Annotated in this window: 14 protein-coding genes; 10 read left to right on the plus strand and 4 right to left on the minus strand. The window is 59.8% G+C overall.

The window, feature by feature from the left end:
* Positions 1 to 31: 31 nt before the first annotated feature.
* The 10 genes from OH720_RS04580 (at position 32) to OH720_RS04625 (ending at position 14332) form a co-directional block, all read left to right on the plus strand.
* Positions 32 to 1312, plus strand: a complete 1281-nt coding sequence (locus OH720_RS04580) for an ATP-grasp domain-containing protein (protein ID WP_272604720.1) — start codon at positions 32 to 34, stop codon at positions 1310 to 1312.
* Positions 1313 to 1360: 48 nt separating this feature from the next.
* Positions 1361 to 1855, plus strand: coding sequence for a RidA family protein (locus OH720_RS04585; protein WP_272604721.1), 495 nt, complete (start codon positions 1361 to 1363; stop codon positions 1853 to 1855).
* A gap of 84 nt (positions 1856 to 1939) precedes the next feature.
* On the plus strand, positions 1940 to 2425 hold the full coding sequence (locus OH720_RS04590; protein WP_272604722.1) for a cupin domain-containing protein: 486 nt from the start codon (positions 1940 to 1942) through the stop codon (positions 2423 to 2425).
* Positions 2426 to 2636: 211 nt separating this feature from the next.
* A complete protein-coding gene (yfcF, locus tag OH720_RS04595) occupies positions 2637 to 3293 on the plus strand; it encodes a glutathione transferase (protein WP_272604723.1) in 657 nt (218 codons plus the stop codon).
* Between the two features lie 34 nt (positions 3294 to 3327).
* Positions 3328 to 4680: a KamA family radical SAM protein gene (locus OH720_RS04600; protein WP_272604724.1), complete on the plus strand. Its 1353-nt coding sequence runs from the start codon at positions 3328 to 3330 to the stop codon at positions 4678 to 4680.
* A 31-nt stretch (positions 4681 to 4711) separates the two neighbouring features.
* Entirely contained in the window at positions 4712 to 5584 is an 873-nt protein-coding gene (locus OH720_RS04605; RefSeq protein WP_272604725.1) for a branched-chain amino acid aminotransferase, read from the plus strand.
* 21 nt (positions 5585 to 5605) lie between these two features.
* Positions 5606 to 6364, plus strand: coding sequence for a TauD/TfdA family dioxygenase (locus OH720_RS04610; protein ID WP_272604726.1), 759 nt, complete (start codon positions 5606 to 5608; stop codon positions 6362 to 6364).
* A 64-nt stretch (positions 6365 to 6428) separates the two neighbouring features.
* Positions 6429 to 7388 (plus strand): diiron oxygenase, encoded by a 960-nt coding sequence (locus OH720_RS04615; protein WP_272604727.1) that lies wholly within the window; start codon positions 6429 to 6431, stop codon positions 7386 to 7388.
* A 14-nt stretch (positions 7389 to 7402) separates the two neighbouring features.
* Positions 7403 to 8203 carry an N-acyl homoserine lactonase family protein gene (locus OH720_RS04620; RefSeq protein ID WP_272604728.1) on the plus strand — a complete coding sequence of 267 codons (801 nt, stop codon included), beginning with the start codon at positions 7403 to 7405 and terminating at the stop codon, positions 8201 to 8203.
* Between the two features lie 66 nt (positions 8204 to 8269).
* Positions 8270 to 14332, plus strand: a complete 6063-nt coding sequence (locus OH720_RS04625; RefSeq protein ID WP_272604729.1) for a DUF4329 domain-containing protein — start codon at positions 8270 to 8272, stop codon at positions 14330 to 14332.
* Positions 14333 to 14410: 78 nt separating this feature from the next.
* Here the strand turns inward: OH720_RS04625 and OH720_RS04630 are convergent, their stop codons facing one another.
* The 4 genes from OH720_RS04630 to OH720_RS04645 form a co-directional block, all read right to left on the minus strand.
* Positions 14411 to 15829 carry an aminotransferase-like domain-containing protein gene (locus tag OH720_RS04630; RefSeq protein ID WP_272604730.1) on the minus strand — a complete coding sequence of 473 codons (1419 nt, stop codon included), beginning with the start codon at positions 15827 to 15829 and terminating at the stop codon, positions 14411 to 14413.
* 222 nt (positions 15830 to 16051) lie between these two features.
* Complete coding sequence (locus OH720_RS04635; protein ID WP_272604731.1) at positions 16052 to 16756, minus strand: hypothetical protein; 705 nt, start codon at positions 16754 to 16756, stop codon at positions 16052 to 16054.
* 279 nt (positions 16757 to 17035) lie between these two features.
* Positions 17036 to 17863, minus strand: a complete 828-nt coding sequence (locus OH720_RS04640) for an ABC transporter permease (protein ID WP_272604732.1) — start codon at positions 17861 to 17863, stop codon at positions 17036 to 17038.
* Between the two features lie 7 nt (positions 17864 to 17870).
* Positions 17871 to 18743 (minus strand): ABC transporter permease, encoded by an 873-nt coding sequence (locus tag OH720_RS04645; protein WP_180205815.1) that lies wholly within the window; start codon positions 18741 to 18743, stop codon positions 17871 to 17873.
* Positions 18744 to 18745: the final 2 nt, after the last annotated feature.

Raw genomic sequence — 18745 nt, forward strand, 5'->3', positions numbered from 1 at the left:
TTCGGTTTTCACTTTGCAAGTCGGGGGCTTTATGAATACGACTTCATGCGTAGTCGTGGTGGGGTACAACGGTAGTCGGGTTCACGATATCCAGAAGCTGCGCGATCTGTGCAAGTCGCTGTACGACGCCAGGCTGATCCTGCTGGTCGAGCAGGTCCAGCCCCATGACGACCAGGTGGCGGATCACGTCTGCAGCACTTCACTGGCCGAGCAGGACGTGGCGGCCTCCCTCGAATTGGTGGTGGGGTGCCTGAAGGCCGATCGCTGGAAGCTGATTGGCGTGCTGCCGTTTTCTGACCGTGGCGTGTTGCTCGGTGCGGCGCTGGCCAGTCATTTCGGCTTGCCCGGTATTTCGCCTGCCGAGGCCCGGGCGGGGTTGGACAAACAGATTTTCCGCCAGCTCGAAGCGTCGGCCACCGCGGCGCCCGAAGACTACCGGCCGGTGGTTTCCAGCCGTATCGAGAGCCTGCCGGAACTGCGTCAGCGTGTGATCGAACTGGGTGGCAAGGCATTCATCAAGCCAGCCTGCGAAGGTGCCAGCCGAGGCTGCCGCGTCATCCGTCACCCGTCCGAATGCGACGAGGCATGGCATGCGCTCAAGCCCTACCGCGAGGGTGGCATCGTGCTTGAGGAGCTGATCCAGAACGCCCGGGAATACAGCTGGGACTCTGTCGCCGGAAGCACCTGGATCACCGAAAAAACCACCACCGACGGTGCCTACCGCGCCGAGATCCAGCAAGTGGTGCCCGCACCGTTGGCGCCTGAGGTGCAGGCTCGACTGTTGGCTGCCGGCCAGCACATGGCGGGGCTGGTTTCCCAGGACAACGGTGCCTGGCACAACGAAGTGTTCTACAGGGCCAATCATCGCACCTCGGCCGTTGAAACCAACATGCGCCCTGGTGGCATGCACATCTGGGACCTGGCGCGCCAGGCGTTCGTCGATTTCGACCCGTGGGAGCGTTGGGTCCGCTGGGCCGTGGAAGGCCAGGTCGAGAGCCAGGAACCGGTGCCCCGGGGCTACTGCGGCATACGCCTGCTGCGGGCGACCACGGGCGGCATCCTGCGAGATGTGCCGGACATCCAGGCCCTGGCCCACTCGCTGGGCATCGAGCTGCTGGAGTCGGTGGTGAGCAAGCGCATCGGCGAATCGGTCAGCGCCCTGGTGAAGGACAACTTCTCGTTTATCGGCCACATCGTGTTGTTCAACGAAGACTACGCGCAGCTCAGCAATGACCTGTTGCGCCTGGCCGAGGCCGTTGAATCAAGCATCGGGATCACCAGCCTGGCGCCTTCTGCAAGGGTGTTTTCTTGAGTGTCAGGGATCGATGTTTTCTGCAGTATTGATCAAGAGGTTCGGCAAATGATTGAGCACATGACCTGTGACGAGCGCTTCATCGCGCTGGCGAAGGAATTCGACTACGACATCTACGGTGAAAACAGCGCAGGCGGGCATTACGCGCCGCTGATCCGCCACCACGACGAGCTGTATATCAGCGGCATGGTGCCGCGGGTGAACGGCAAGATCCAATACCCCGGCCGGGTCGGCCTGGACCTCGACATGGCGGATGCGCAAGCGGCCGCCAGCCTCTGCGCGATGCGCGGCTTGGCGTTGATCGTCGACGCCATCGGTTCGCTGGACAAGATCAAGTCGCTGATAAGGGTCACGGTGTATGTGAAATCCACCGCGGATTTTGTCGACCTCAGCGAAGTGGCCAACGGCGCCTCGGATGTGTTCAGTCACGTACTGGGCGATGCTGGTAAACATACGCGCTCGACCGTCGGTGTTTATCAATTGCCGAAAAACGCGGCAGTGGAAGTGGACATGATCGTGGCGTTGCGACCTTCTGCGTTATAAGTATGAGTTATTCGACTTTACAGCGATTAATTGTTCGCCTAAGGTCGAGTGACTCAACTCTGCAGAATAAGTTGGAAGCCGAACATGAATAACGTTCAGGGTGCATTCTTTTCCTATAAGGACTTTCGCCAAAGTCTGGTTCGTCAGCCGATTAAACCACGGGTTTGGAAGGATGTTGAACTAACGGGGATACGTCAGAGCCTTGAGGCCAGCGATGTCGATATTGTCGCGCTGGCCCACGACAACAGCCTCGATGGCTGCTCGTTGACCCCCGGAATGGCCGTGTCCATGCAATGGTTGATACCGGGTACGCAGCTCCATGGCCATGATCATGCATGGTGGCACCTGTTCATCATCCAGTGCGGCAACGGCACCTTGACCCTGGGCGATGCCGAGGCCGTGGGCGTCGGCAGCGGGGACGTGCTGCTGGTGCCGGCCTGGACCCGTCACGGCTTCGTCAATACCAGCGCCACCGAGCCGCTGGCCATGCTCAATATCAGCAACATGCCCCAGGCGCTGCTGCTCGCCAATTGCACCGACAACGTCGGCCTGATCCCCCGCCAGCTGTAAATTCCCCTCCGTTTCACACCGGGGAGTCCGCGTTCGCGGACTCCCTTTTTTCGTTTCTGCAGCGCCCTCGACGACCCCTGGGCGATTCGTATTTTCGAATTTTCTGTATCGATGCAAACGGGTAATTTCTGTATCTGTTCAGCGCCCGGTCAACTTACTACGATCGCCTCGAATGCAACGGATTAATGTACTTAGTGCAAGGGAGCGTTCCATGGAAAACAACAGGATTAAACTCTATGTTGGCGCGGATTTTGTCAGCGCTTTTGCGATGTCGGCGTTTGTGGCACTCAAGGAGAAGCAACTTTCATTTGAACTTGTTACGTTGGATTTAAAGGCACGAGAGAACTATCAGGCAAAGTATCGTGATATTTCGCTGACCTGCAAGATTCCCACATTAGTTCACGCAGGCTTTGCACTGTCGGAGTCTTCCGCCATCGCCGAATACCTGGAGGAACTCGCGCCAGGGCATGCAAGGCTTTTCCCCCAGGACCTCCAGCAACGCGCCCGGGCCCGTCAACTCCAGGCCTGGCTGCGCAGCGATTTGCTGGTGATCCGCAAAGAGCGCCCGTTTGACCTGGTGTACTTCGGCAAGAAAGACGCGCCGCTCTCTGACGATGCCAAGGCCGCGGTCGAGCGCCTGTTCTTCGTCGCCGAGCGCTTGCTGGAGGAGGGCGCCGAGCACCTCTTCGGCGACTGGAGCATTGCCGACACGGACCTGGCGATCATGCTCAACCGGCTGGTCGCCAATGGCGATCAAGTCCCGGCGCGACTCGCGGCGTATGTCCGTCGCCAGTGGGATCGCGACAGCGTTCGGGCATGGATGGACATAGAGCGCAAAGCGCCGGCCATCGCACCGGCTGTTGTTTAAGGCGACTGTCAGGGCAATCACCAGGAGCGCTGCCATGCAAGGACTGTCGGAGCACGAACGCTACAAACCCTATAACGCTCGCACCATTCGCGACACACCGTATTGGCACAAGCTGACGCCTGAGCTGCAGGAAGCCATGACGGTCGTGGCCCGGGTCATGCCGTTTCGCACCAACGAATACGTGCTGGGGACGCTGATCGACTGGAACAACATCCCGGACGATCCGATTTTCCGCATGACTTTTCCCCACAAGGACATGTTGCTGGCCGATGAATATGCCTCGCTCAAGCACCTGATCGAGCAGGATGACGCCGCCGCGATCAAGCAGCGCATCGAGGCGATCTGGCTGCGCATGAACCCCCATCCTGCCGGGCAGCTGACGCACAACGGCGCGACCCTCGATGGAAAGGTCCTGCCGGGCATTCAGCACAAGTACCGCGAAACCGTGCTGTTTTTTCCCGGTGCCGGTCAGACCTGTCATGCGTACTGCACCTTCTGTTTCCGCTGGGCGCAGTTCATCGGCGAGGAGGAGCTCAAGTTCAACGCGCGGGAATCCCAGGAACTGCTGAGCTACCTGCGCGTGCACACGGAAGTGACCGACGTACTGATCACCGGTGGCGATCCACTGATCATGAACACCCGCTCGCTGGCGGGTTACATCGAGCCACTGCTGGAGCTGGCGCATCTCAAGAGCATCCGCATCGGCACCAAATCGGTGGCGTACTGGCCGCAGCGGTTTGTCAGCGACAAGGACGCAGGCGAGTTGCTCGAACTGTTCCGGCGGATCATCGCGGCGGGTAAAAACCTGTCGATCATGGGCCACTACAACCACCCGGTAGAGATTCGCCAGGACATCGCCCGCCAGGCCGTCGAACGCATTCGCGCAACGGGCGCGACCCTGCGCATGCAGGCGCCGGTGATCCGCCATATCAACGAAAACCCCGCCGATTGGGCGGACCTCTGGACCGAAGGCGTACGGCTCGGGGCGGTGCCCTATTACATGTTCGTCGAACGCGACACCGGCCCCAGCCACTACTTCGCGATGCCGCTGGCCCGGGCGTTCGAGATCTTCCAGGCGGCCTATCGCACGGTCTCAGGGCTGGCGCGAACGGTGCGCGGGCCGTCGATGAGCACCTTCTACGGCAAGGTCCTGATCAACGGCATCGAGACCGTCGCCGGGGAGAAAGTTTTCGTGTTGCAGTTCCTCCAGGCCCGGGACCCGCAGTGGGTATTGCGGACCTTTTATGCGCGCTTCGACCCGCAGGCGACCTGGTTCGACGAGCTGCGCCCGGCCTTCGGCGAACGCGGATTTTTCTTTCAGACCGAGCCTGAGCGTTTGCTGGCACCCGCGCCGGAGTTGATACCGGTTCTGCTGCAAACAGCCTAGGACGACACTTGATGACAGGGGAGACAAGGACATGAGCGGTATCCCGTTTGATCAGCGCGAAGGATTGATCTGGCTCGATGGCGAGTTCGTCGAGTGGTCCCAGGCGCGCCTGCATGTGCTGACCCACGGCTTGCATTACGCAAGCACGGTGTACGAGGGCGAGCGCGTGTACAACGGCAAGATCTTCAAGCTGCGCGAACACACCGAGCGCTTGTATCGCTCGGCGCAGCTGATGGATTTTGCCATCCCGTTCGAACTCGACGAGCTTGAAGCGGCCAGCCAGCAATTGCTGCAACGTAACAATGTGGCCGACGGCTATTTGCGGCCGGTGGCCTGGCGCGGCAGCGAAATGATTTCCACGTCGGCGCGGTTCAATCGCGTGCATGTGGCGATCGCCTGCTGGCAATGGCCAAGCTATTTCGACCCGGCGGCGCGCATGACCGGCATCCGCTTGAAGACTGCCACCTGGCGCCGTCCGCCGCCCAGCAGCAGCCCGTTCGAAGCCAAGGCGTCCGGGCATTACCAGATCGCCACGCTGAGCAAGCACGACGCCGAAAACAACGGTTACCACGACGCCTTGATGCTCGACTGGCGGGGCCACGTCGCCGAAGCCACCAGCGCCAACGTGTTCTTCGCCAAGGGACGGACCTTGCATACGCCGGTGCCTGATTGTTTCCTCGACGGCATTACCCGCCAGACCGTCATCGAGTTGGCCCGGGCGCTGGACTACCAGGTCATCGAACGCACGATCCTGCCCACGGAACTGGGCGACTTCGACGAATGTTTTCTCACCGGCACCGCCGCCGAAATCACCCCGGTACAAAGCATCGATGAACAGCGATACCGACCGGGCAGCGCCTGCAGTGAATTGATTGCCGCTTACACCTCAACCGTAAACGCCTGATAAACCGCCAGGAAACTCACCATGTCAGACCAAGGGATTGTTGCGTCCACACCTTATGTTTCGCTGGGCCATCGCCATGAAGAGTTGTCGAATCGTGGCTGGACTGTGCTGACCCCGGGGGAATTTGCCCACGATGTAGCAGGAACACTGCATGAGTTCGGCCCGATCATTCCGCAGTTCAATGGCCAGATGGCGTTCGCCATCACCCGCAAGCCGGGCTACGAGGACTTGCCGTACTCCCAAAGCATGAACGGCATCGGCCCGCACACCGAAGCGCCGGTGTATGGCCCGCCACCGCGTTACCTGGCGCTGCATTGCCATCAACAGGCGACCTGTGGCGGCGGTCACACTGGGCTGGTGGACGGTTACGCATTCTTGAAGTCGCTGGAGCAATCCGAGCCGCAACTACGCGAGTGGCTCGATGACACGCCGGTGGAGTTCGTCGCCACGGCCAAGCCCGGTGAACCGGCGCAAACCCGGGTCAGGGAATACATCCTGACACCCACCGAGGAAGGCGATATTTTCCGCTTCAGCTACAACCAGTTTCACTACGGCGATGTGAATCCATCGAAGGAAGCCTTGCAACAATCACAGGTCAACAACAACGACTCGCCGCTGGCCAGGTTTGCCGTGCTCGGCGAAGCGTACTTCGTCGAACACAACATCCCGGTACTGATTCCCGACGGATGCATGCTGATTTGGGATAACTGGCGGATGATTCATGCCCGCAGCCGATACACTGACCCGGCGCGCAACCTGACCCGCTACTGGCTGGCCTGATTTTTCCGTCGCCCTTCTTTTTTCCGCGTACCCCCAGGGGTACGCGTTCTACAGGTATCGCGTCATGCAAACAGCAATCGAGATCGCCCAGGTCGATCATCAACTGATCGTACGGCTCAATCAGGCCTGGACCAAACGCGCCGCAGTCTGTTCGCCGGACAGGGCGCAGATCAATGAAGTGTTCGACCCGGCACGCCCGGATTACCCGGAGTGCATGGTGCCGTTTTTCCATCACCCGAAATTCCAGGCCTTGAGTGATGAGCTCAAAAGCAAGGTGGTGACCTGGGGCTGGATCGGCTACAACCTGCGCACCGTCACCGCCGAGGAACACGTGGTGAACCCGGCACTGAGCGTCCTCGCCAATCAGTACCTGGGCAAGGACGACTGGCATTTTCGCGAAGCGATGCAGCAGACCCTGATCGACGAGCACTACCACACCCTCATGCACCTGCGGGCCATCGAGCGGACCAAGCTGGATCGCGCACTGGACCAGGATCTGCAGTTGCCGCCATCGGTGACGTACCTGCGCCTCAAGGCCCTGCGCGAGGAGCTGTCCGAGCCATGGCAGCGCGACCTGGCGGCGATCACCTTCGCGGTGGTGGCCGAGATTAGCGTCAATGCCTATCTCGACCTGCTGGCGGAGGACCAGACCATCCAGCCGCAAAACCGCCGCGTGGCCGAACTGCACAACCGCGACGAATACGCCCACAGCAAGGTGCTGGCCGAAGTGGCCAAGGTGATGTACGCCAACATGCCGCCGATACAGCGGGAATTTTTCGCCCGCAACCTGTCGGTGGCGCTGAGTGCCTTCATCGCCCAGGACTACTCGATGTGGGAGGCGATCCTCACGCAGCTCGGGGTCGAGGACGCCGAGTCGATCATTGCCGACACCCGCGAGAGCAACAGGAACGCGACGATCATGCGCGACTACAGTGGCCTGCATAAGCTGGCACACGACCTGGGCATCAGCGAGCAGATCGACTTCGATTTTCGTCCGACCCTCAAAGCCACCGCAGCCGCCTGAACCTGGAGGTGTCCATGTCCATTCCCATGTACGAAGTGTTCGCCATCCGTGTCGGCGCCAACGCGCAGCGCACCGCCCGGGAGAACTTCCTCTACGACGCCTGCTGCGGCGATCCGAATGCGCCGATGCCGCTGGATTATTACTTCTGGGTCATTCGCAACGAGCACCAGGTGATCGTGGTCGATACCTGTTTTCAACCGGCCACGGCGGACCGGCGCAACCGGCAGATGTACCGCCTGCCGGAAGATTCCCTGCGGCAACTGGACATCGATCCGGCGCAGGTCGAGCACCTGATCCTCACGCACCTGCACTGGGACCACGCCGGCAACCTGGGGCTGTTTCCCAAGGCCACGGTGCATTTGCAGGAAGCGGAATTGCGCTTCTGCACCGGGCCGAAGATGAGCCATCACACGGTGAACAAGACCTATGAGGTCGAGGATGTGATGTCGGCGTTGCCGCCGCTGTTCGAAGGAAGGATGCGTTTGCACAACGGCACGGTCGAGGTGCTGCCGGGGGTGACACTGCACGCGGTGGGTGGTCACACACCGGGTAGCCAGGTGGTGCGGGTGAACACCGAACGAGGCTGGATCGTGCTGGCGTCGGACGCGGCGCACTTGTGGGTGAACATCCGCGAGCGTAGTCCGTTTCCAATCATCGATGACCTGGCGCAGTCACTTGAAGCGTTCAGCGAAATCGATCGCCTGGCCGATAGTGCAGACCACGTCATCCCCGGTCACGACCCCTTGATAGCCGAACGTTTCCCGCACTGGAACGACGATCCGCACATCATTTGCCTGCACCAAAAACCAATCTGAAACACGGCCCCTTTGTCGGGGCCAAACAAATATTTTTCAGCGAATACATATATACCGCTGCCGTGAATGACGATTGATGATCATGGAATGTGTGTTTTCTCAGGTACCACGCCTGAGGTAACGACATCGAGATCTTCTACATTCACGGACGATTACGTTATGGAAAACTCGTTAGCTCGCGTCAAACGTACAGCCAATGTCACCGTAAAACTACCCGCACTCAGCCCGCCTTTCATCAGTGCGGACGATGCGGCGCGGTTTGCGCATGAGGCCATTGGCAACAAAAGGGAGCGGGAGTATGGCGGCGCCATTCTTCGGCATGAAGACGGTCGGTTCTTTGCGACCCTGCCTATCCCCGGCGATACCGTATTGTTTGATCATCAAACGATGATGTCGACGGATGCGCAAGGCAACTTCGTCCACCCCGCCGGGTTCAAGTGCTATGCCTTTTATCATTCACATCCAGCTCATGCTGCCAAGGTAAAAGAGGCCAATCCGTCGTTCTCCGATGACTTTGTTGCCGTGGTCATGAGTTTCTATTCGGAAGCTGACAAGTACTTCATCATCCATCACAGGGCTTTTGCTCCGGCTCATTATTTATCGGGGGCTGAGAACTGCCTGCTTAAATACGTGACCAGCGGATCCGCTGCGGAAGATCAGGTGGCGAAAACCATCAGGGAGGGACGTGCCCCCGATTCATTCGCGAATTTTGAAGGGCCGATTCACGAGTTGGCACAGGCGGGAACCCTGAGCGTTGTAGTCCCCAACACCGTATGGGGCGGACGCGGAGGCCAGATTCACCCGCAATGGACCTTGAACACGCCTGTGGCGACCTCCAGGACGCCCACGGAACAACCTTTCTGCACACAAGTGTTCGATCAGTCGGCCAAGGCCGTCGACGCGGTACTGGGCTTTGGCGGTACTCAACCCGATGACGGCTGCATGGGGTTCATCCTCAAGGCGGTAGGCAAGGATGAATATGTCGCCACCCAACCGCTGAGCGCCCTTACACCACTGTTTTCGCCGATCGAGCTATTCCCCCAGCGTGCCAATGGCGGGCCGAAGCTGCCTTCCAACTTCCGGCTCGACGGCATCTACTACCGGTCTCGACCGGTTGCGGCGCAACGGCCTCCCAGGCAAGCCTGGCTGTATGACAACTTCTTTTCCCCGCAGGAGCTCGCGACGGCGATCGCTCAGTCGCGTACCGACACCTATCTGCTGGATAACCAGCGCGGGTTGACCCTGCATATGCGGGCCAAGGGCAACGCACTGTTGAGTTACCAATGCTCTGGGTCCGCTGCCGAAACAGCACTGCTGACCGCGCAGGGCACGACCTTGCACAACGAACTGAAGGCTGGAACCTTGAGCGCTTTCGACTTTGTCCTCAAGGTGGCTGCTGCCGGCAGGTTGACCGTCGTGGAAACTGGCGACGTGTGGGATAAAACGGGGGTTGTGGAGCAGAACTGGCGGCCTTTCGAGCGTATTCACCAAGCGCTGGGTCCGGCCTTTCTATCGGCCGACGATGCTGCTCGTCATGTCCACGAACAGTTGGGTGATGTGCGTACCCATGACTGTCTGGGTTATGTGCTTGAGCGTTCGGACGGCAAGTTTTTTGCCACCCAGCCGGTGCGATCGGAACAATGGCTTGAGGGTTGGGGGCTCCCCCATGCAGGGGGTGTATCCAGCAAACTGATTGAACTACCCGGTTATCGATACAAGGGGCAATACCTTACCAATTCTCAGACCCAGGCGCGGGTCAAAGAGCTGAACCCTTCCTGGTCGGAGGATGAGATCAACTTGTATGTGAGCATGCCGTCGATTGGCGCCATAGCCGGCATCACTTCACAGACCGCCGTACCCGCGCTCTATCATTCAGGTGTTGGCGGCTCGTTGGTCAAATATGTGTGCAGTCGCTCCCAGGAAGAACTCAACTTCAAGAACCTTTTGGCTGCCGCGTTGGCGGGTGACCATACCATCGGTAAACAGCTCGACGGGTATGATGGGTCGACAGAGCAACTGGTTAAAAAACTGGTGCGCACCGGCGAGCTCAGCGTCATCGTTTCGAATCCGGCCTGGAGAGGCTCGCGCGGAAAAGTGCCCACGGCGTGGGTCGCCTATGAGCCTTTTGAATCCGCGTCACCTGTCGCCCCCGCGCTCAGCTGGGTTTTCCAGGATGCGGAAACGGCCGCGCAATTTGCCCATGACCAGATGTTGGCAAAACCCACGGTCAGACAAGTCGCTTTCATCCTCAAGAACTCCCAGGCCGAAGAATACGTGGTCACCGCTCCGGCCGTCATCGATGCGGCCAATAGTGCGTTGCCATTGTTTTCGCCGCTGCATGCCTTCGCTGTCGATGATGCCGGGAAGTTAAAATTCCCCGAGGGCTATGCCCTGCAGAGTATTTGCTACCTGTCGTTGCCTGACGCCAGTTCGGCACGTGAAGAAAAGTGGGTTTACGAATGTTTTGTTTCTCCCACGGATTTCGCATTGGCAGTCGGCACCTCCCGAGTCGGGAAACCAAGTGGGTTTGCGCTCTACCTAAGCACCCGCGATCGCGCGCAATTGAAGTACGTGTTCTCCCAATCCGCACAGGAGAACCAGCTGTATGCGGTCAATCCCCATGGAATCGTCACGGACAACGGTGATCAAGCCGATTTGGTCTCGGGAACACTGACGCCTTCGGCGTTCGTAAAGCGGGTGGCAGCAGCGGGCGAGATGTCGGTGATTCAGACGGGCAGGCTATGGGATGTAGCGGGCTCTGTGGATCAGAACTGGCAGCCTTTTGCGCTGCATCCGAAACCCGTCTTGAGCCCGTCATTTCTCACGGCGGACGATGCGGCTCGTTATGCGCACGAACGTATCGGCAGTCAGCGCGACTACGAGTTCAGTGGCTATATCCTGCAACGTCAGGATCAGCGGTTTGTTGTGACCGAGCCGCTCGACAACTTCAAATTCGGTCGATTCACACCTGGCGCCATCTACCCTGCGGATGCTTCCGGGAAAGCGATACTGCCTGAGCGGCATGTTCTTCATGGCGTGTATGCCTCGTGCCTGGCTTTCTCGATGTATGACCCGGACAAAATGCAGCGCTATTCCTGGACTCGGCAGCAGGCGTGCATCGACGCGCAGATGTTCACTGATGTGGATATCCACAGCATTGTGCAGAACCGCCATAGTGTTTCATTGGCCTATCTATCCACGGCTGAAGATTCCCTGATCGCCTATGACTGCAGTGGTTCCACGACTGAAAGTGCGCTGCTCAAGCAAGTTGCACCCGGGCCGCAGGGCAGTCTGCTCGCACAGGATCTGGCGAGCGGTGCGCTGGCGCCTGAAGATGTCGTCAAGCAGCTGGCCGATGCGGGTGGCTTGCGGGTCATCGTTGCGAGTGACCTATGGGGCGCGCCGGGAATGGTTCCCGAATACTGGAAAGCCTTCCCCTCGGCCAAGGATCGTGTGGTGCCCGAGCAGGTGGCTTTTGGGGCGATATTTGCCAGCATGGACGCTGCCGCCAAGGATGCCCATGAGCGGGTACGGCGATACGGCCCGGACCAGACCTGTTTTGGATTTATCCTCAAGCATAAAAGTAATGAGGAGTACATCGTCAGCGAAACGGTGGCCGCCAGCGAAAGGCAGGAACTCTTTTCTCTCGCGAGCCTGTTCCGCATTCATGAAACCGGAGGCTTCGAGTATCCGCAGGATTTCGACCTGAACGGTCTTTTTCATGCGCGGCAGTGGAAGCCCAAGGGGCTCGGTTCGACCGAGGCCTGGTTGGCGCAGCACTTCATTTCTTCGAGCGACCTGTATAAGGCTTTCTTTGAAGCTCGACGCAGGAAGCCCAGGGACGCGACTGCAGGGTTGCAGGTTTACATCTCGACCCTGGACAAGGCGCTTCTGAAGTATCAGACACCTGATTCCACGACCCTGTTCGACGCCCGGATTCTGCCCTCGGGAGCGGCCGAGGATGTTCATACGCAGTTGGCCAGTGGTCAGTTGCTGCCAAAGGACTTTGTCACCCGGGTGGCCACCCTGAGCTGGCTGACCGTCGTGGTGCCCAACGAATTCTGGGGCGAGCAGGGTACCGCCAGGTTGACGGAGGATTGGGAGCCTTACCCACAGAACATCCGGCGAGCCCTGAGCCCGGCGTTCATCTGCGAAGCCGATGCCGTCCGGTACGCCTATCGATTGCTGGGCCATCGCCGCGACAACATTTACGGGGGACTGATTCTCCGGCGTAACGACGGCTTGTTCGTTGCAACCGAGCCTATGGCGGTGCCGACAGAGAACTTCGATCCCGCCTGGATTTTACCGGACGAGCATTTCAGCAAGGGCCTGCGAGCCCCTGGATGTTCAATCGTAGGCCGCTATCGCTCGCGCGCACTCACGGAGTACCCGTTCCAGTTAGCGGGTTTGGAAAAGATCGTTTATCGCAACCTGCTTTCTACCGAGGTGCTGTCAACGGCGCTCGCGTCGGCCCAGCTCTGGAACCATGAGTACCTGTTCGGCCCGGATGGTTCACTGATCAGTTTCACTTTGCTTGATGAGGACCGGGATCTGTTGACTACGTCGCTCAAGAACGAGTTGACAGCCCGCGTCACACTGCTGGAAAACCAACTCGCGCCCTCCAGCGATTCCCCCCATGATCCTTGGAGCAACTTGATCGAACGGCGAATTCGCAATGGCGTTGCCATCCCCACTCAGTTCGTCACTCAGTTGGTCAAGGCCGCAGCAGTGCATGTACTGGAGAGTTCCAACCTCTGGGGCCCCGTCCAGAAACTGCATGCCGGCTGGCAGCCGCTGACGTCTGGATACTCCAGCCCCGAGACTGCTCGCTTTGCCTTGGTTGATCGGACATTGAGCCCGACGTTCGAACATATGGATGATGCCGTGCATTACGCCCATGAGCGTGCGGGCAGGCGTGAACAAATGTCCTATGGCTTGATTCTGAAGTCGTCGCGACGCGGCCATTTCGTGACAAGTTTGCCGGTCGTGGCAGATGAACTGAAGTTTGCGTTCGACCGGGTATTTCCCAATGGAGTGCTGCCCACCGGGTATACGGTGCAGGGGCTCTACGTGTGCGCGCCGGCGCGACAGCCGGATGAGCTGCCGAGTAACGATGTGTACTACAGTTTTGTTCCGCCATCGGTACTCGCGACAGCCTTGGCGGCAGTGAGTATTCCAGGGCAGGCACTCAGGTTCCAGACGCTTTACCTGTCTTGCGCCGATGGCGCCTTGCTCAAATACGAGGCCGTGCGGCTGGACAGCGATCTGCAGTTTGGCAGCGGGTTGAGGGCCTATGTGAAAACCCTGCAAGAGGATGGGGACCCGGCGCAATACATCCGCAAAGTCATAGCGGCCGGTTATCTCACTGTGTTGGTCAGCAGCCCGGTATGGGCCTCCACGGGGCGTGGGATTTTCAACTGGCAGCCCCGGCAAATATCATCGTACGTATCCGATAGTGAACGATTGCCACTGGGGCCCCTGTGCTTGCACCCGGACGATGCTGCGCGCCAGGTGTGGCGCCAGAGAAGGGTTTATCACGGCAAAGCCTATCTGGGGGCGATTCTGAGGAACGAAGCCACCCACACTTTTGTGGCCGTTCAGCCGTTGAGCGATACCGACTCCAGCGTGATGCTCGGTGAGGCTTATCGCCGTCTCTTTTCCGGGGTCATGAATAGCAACCTTCCAGCCTCCAACAAGTATCCCGCCGGATACGAGGTCATGGGGGTGCAGCAGATCTACAAACTGGACGACACCCCACATAACTTCAGCAGTCATTATGAAAAGGCGCTTTACCGCAATTTCATTGCGCATGGTGAGATTCGCGCAGTCATCGACATGTTGAGAGTGGATAACGTCCCTGATGCCCGCTACTACTTGACCCCTCGAAACGGCGCCTTGCTTTCGTATGCACCCGGTTATTCCGCGAACGAAGGCCAGGTCCTGCTCAACGATTGGCAAGACGTGGAAAACGGTGTCACCCGTTCCAAACTCCAGGAAGTTCTCGGGACTCTGGCAAAACGGGGCAAGTTCTACGTTCTGGAGCCTGATAAATTCTGGCAACCGCGTGGCCAACTCGCCACGAAAGAGATTCGCGAATTAAGCAGGAGAGGAGACTCTAATCCTTCCTGAATGGGGGCGCACTTCACAATGAGCCCCTCCCGTGTTTGAAAGGGAGGGGCTTGCAGCGCGCTGCGTTTCAGGACCTGATCAGGGCTGTTCGAGTAACTGACCCAAAGTTGCCAGCGCCTGCTCGATCTGCGGTGAAAATGGCGTGCCACAGCCTATTCTCAGGCAATGCGCAAACCCTGCGGTATTGGAAAAGATATCCCCAGGCAAAATCTGAATACCCCTCTTCAGCGCCTCGTGGAACAAACCCATCGATGAATATCCGGGTGGCAACTCTACCCATAACAGCGTGCCCCCCTGAGGCTCGGTGATGCGAGTGCCTTGGGGAAAATGCTCGAGGATGGCGCGGCTGATCTGCTGGCGCTGCTGCATCAGGGTCTTCCTCAGCCGCCGCAGGTAACGTTCGTAGGACGGGGTCTTCATGAAGGCACTGACCGCCAACTGCGACAGCGTCTCGCACCCCCTCGATTGACTGTGCTTGAGCATCTCCACGCGGTCGTGCCACCGGCCAGCGCTGATCCAGCCCAGGCGCACGCCGGGGGCGAGGGTTTTGTTCAGGGAGGCGCAGTAAATCAGGTTGTCGCTGCGGTCCCAGTGTTTGAGCGTGGACAGGGGTTGCTCGGTGTCCACCAGGTCGCCATAGGTGTCGTCTTCGATCAGCACCGTGTCGTGCTCGGCGCACAGCTGCACCAGTCGTGCCTTGTGCGAGTCGGGCATGATGCTGCCCAGCGGGTTTTGCAGATTGGGCATGACGATCAAGGCGTGGATCCGCTCGGGGCCGCGCAGTATCTGCTCCAGGGCAAACAGATTGATCCCGCAGTGCGCCGTCGCCGGCACCTCCCGCACGCGCAGGCTCAGGCTTTCGAGAATCTGCAACAGGCCGTGGAAGGTCGGCGACTCGACGGCGACCGTATCGCCCGGTTGGGTGACGGCGCGCAGGGCCAGGTTCAGGGCCTCTGATGCGCCGTTGGTGATCACGATCTGCTCTGCACTCAGGTGGGTTTTGCAGGTCAAGGCCCGGCGGGCGAGGATGTTGCGCAGGGCCAGGTTGCCGCAGGTTGGTCCGGTCCTCCCCAGCAACTGCGGGTCCTGGCGCAACGCCTTGGTCATGTGGTCCTGGAGGATTTTCAGCGGGTAGAGTTGCGGCGCGCAGTAGGGGCTGGCGAAATTGACCTTGATGGTCGCGCGCTGGCTGGCCTTGAGCACCGACGACACCTGTTGGTGAATGCCCGCATACGCACCGGCATCCGGCACCGCCAGGGGAATGGGGCGGGGCGGGGTATCGGGCTGGCGGATGTAGTTGCCCGAGCGCGGGCGCGCCTCCAGCACACCCTGGCCCTCCAGCTCCCGGCACACCTGCACGGCGGTCGACAGGCTGACGGCGTGCTTCTCCATCATCAGGCGGATGGAGGGAAAGCGTTCGCCGGTTTTCAAGGTGCCGCTGCGGATCGCGTCGAGGTAGTGGTTGGCTAACTGACGGTACAGGGGAAGTGTGTTCATACAGGCCTCAGCAGTTGCACCACTGAGGTCCTGATCTGGACAGTGAGTTGACGCTCCCCGCAGGCGGACCCATGGTGCTCAAGGGTTAAGGGAAGTGTGATGTTGTTTTGATACTGGAACAGTAGTCGCGGACTTGCCTGAATCGCAGGCAATAAAAAGCCCCGCACGAGGGCGGGGCTTGGGGGATGCTTGAACTAGCGAAGCATTCGGGGCGAGGGCGTGTTACTGCGCGGCAATAGTGAAGCCATCGAAGGCGGTCTGTTGTTGCAGCGCGGTGATGATGTTCTTGCGGTTGATCGCCTGTTCGGTCCCGCTGTTGTCCAGGAACGTTTCGCTTTCCAGCTCCGCTTCATCGCCTTCGCCAACGAACGTGAAACCGAGGAACTCCAGGGCTTCACGGTCGACGTTCAGGCGCGAGCGCGGGGTGCGCAACGGCAAGGTGACGCTGATGCCGTCCTTGCTGATGGTGAACACTTCGAGTTCTTTTTTCGCCTTGGCGGCTTTGCTCTTGCCGCCGCTCGGATTGCTGATGGCCTGGTGGGTCTGGTTCAGCACCTTCAGGGCCAGGCCGTAGACGATTTCCTGGAACGCCGGGTCGTCCTTGAAGCTGGACAGGATGCGGCTGATCGGGAACTTGCTGCTCAGGTCTTCGAGGGCGGCGATGTCAGCGGCCTCGGCGTCCTTGAGTTGCTTGAGCTCGCCCATCAGTTCGTAGGCTTTGTCGTCGTCGAAACTGTCGTGGGCCTGGCGGATCGCGGCGCGCAGCTCGCGGATCTGCTCGCTTTCGCGGGTGGACTGGAAAGCGTCCAGGACCATCTCGCTGATGGTCTTGGCCTGGGGCACATGCTGTGAAAGATTGATGGAGTTTTCGTATTCCGCTTTGGACGACAAGGTGACTACGGATTCAGCGGTGTTGGAATCGGACATTGAAATTTCACTACTTCTTTGAACTTGAATAGAGGCGAGAAAGCCCGGGGGGCTTTTTCAGGCCGACTAATCTATTGGAGCGGGGCGCTGTTGTCACGGATGAACAGGCGGCTGGTCATGTTTTTGCCTATTGCGATGGACGCTGACAATGACGCGATCGCTCTGGCCCCCTGTAGGAGCGAGCCTGCTCGCGATGGACGTCAACGATAACGCTGGCAGCCTGACGCCCCGCGTTGTTCTGTCGTCCATCGCGAGCAGGCTCGCTCCTACAGGTTGAGATCAGGATTGCTGCAGCTTCTGCGCCCGCTTGTCCGCCAGATGCTGCACCACCAGCCGCCCAATCAGCACCAACAGGGTCAGCGAGATCAACAACACCGAAATCGCCGCCACACTCGGATCAACGTTATCGCGCAACCCGCTCCAGATCCGCTTGGGCAAGGTGTCGACGTTGACGCTGGTGATGAACAGCGTCACCGCCACCTCTTCCCACGACAGGGCGAAACCCAGCAGGGCGGTGGAGGCCAGGCCCAACTTGAGGTTCGGCAGGATCACCATGAAGGTGGTCTGCATCAGGCTGGCGCCGAGGTTGCGCGAGGCCAGTTCGATGCGTCGGTCGATCTGGCTGAGGGCAACCAGCATGGTCACCACACCGTATGGAACGACCATGATCACGTGGGCGATCACCACCCCGGTCAGGGTGTCGTAGCCCATGCCGGGTGCGAAGCGGCCGAGCTTGGTTTCCATGAAGTACAGCACCAGCGCGGAAATCACCGGCGGGATCGCCATCGGTAACAGCACCAGGCCGATCAGCGCCGTGGCCCATTTGGAGCGCATGTACCAGATGCCGAGGCTGAAGCTGGCCGCCAGCAAGGTCGCGATAATGCTGGTGGCGAAGGCGATGGTCAGGCTCTGGCTGATGGCGTGGAACCAGTCAGGGTTGCTCACCAACGCTTCGTAGTGACGCAACGACCAGTTGCCCTGCGGCATCGACAGGAAGCGCTTGCTGGTGAACGACACCGGGATGACCGTCAGCAGCGGGAACAGCATGAAGGCCATGGCGACCACGGCCAGCAGGCGGGTACTCAGGCTTGTACGATGGGTATTCATAGTGATCTCAGCCTACCAGTCGGTTCACGCGGGTCATTTTCAACAGCACCCAGATCAATGCGCTGACCAGGGCCAGCAGCACCACGCTCAGTGCCGCCCCCAGGCCCCAGTTGCTGGTCTGGAACATCTGCAGGAACACGTACTCGGCGATCATCACCGTTTGCCCGCCACCCAACAGCACCGGCGTGATGAAGAAGCCCAGGCAGAACACGAAGACCATGATGAACGCACCCAGGATGCCCGGCAGCGTCTGCGGCAGCAGCACTTGCCAGAAGGTGCGCAAGGCGCCGGCACCCAGGCCGCGCGAGGCCATGAGCACGCGCTGATCGAGCTGGCGCATGGTCGACAGCAGCGGGAACACGGCGTACGGGATCATCACGTGGAGCATGCCGATGACCACGCCGATTTCATTGCGGCTCAGCTGCAGCGGTTGATCGATCAGGCCCATGCCCAACAGGCTGTCGTTGAGCACGCCATTGCTGCGTAGCGCGATCAGCCAGCCGAAGGCGCGCACCAGCACGGAAATCCAGAACGGGATGAAGATGCAGATCTCCACCACCCGCTGCCAGAACGGCGGGCTGAACACCCAGCAGTACGCCAGCAGGTAACCGATCATCAAGGCCAGGCCACTGACCGTCAGGCACAGGCGCAAGGTGCGCCAGAGCATCTCGTGAATCGCGGGGTCCGTGGCGATGCGCTGGTACTGCTCGATGCCCGGTGTTGGCAGCGAGAAGCTCCAGCCGACCACGCCGAGGAACGGCAACACGTAGAAGACCAGCAACAGCACCGGCAGCGGAAACAGCAGCAGGCCGCGCTCCAGGCCCGGCGAGCTGAAGCGCGGCTTGGGGGCGGTGAGGGTTGAAACCAGGGTCGTCGTCATGG

It is taken from the genome of Pseudomonas sp. WJP1 (assembly GCF_028471945.1).
GTDB lineage: Bacteria > Pseudomonadota > Gammaproteobacteria > Pseudomonadales > Pseudomonadaceae > Aquipseudomonas.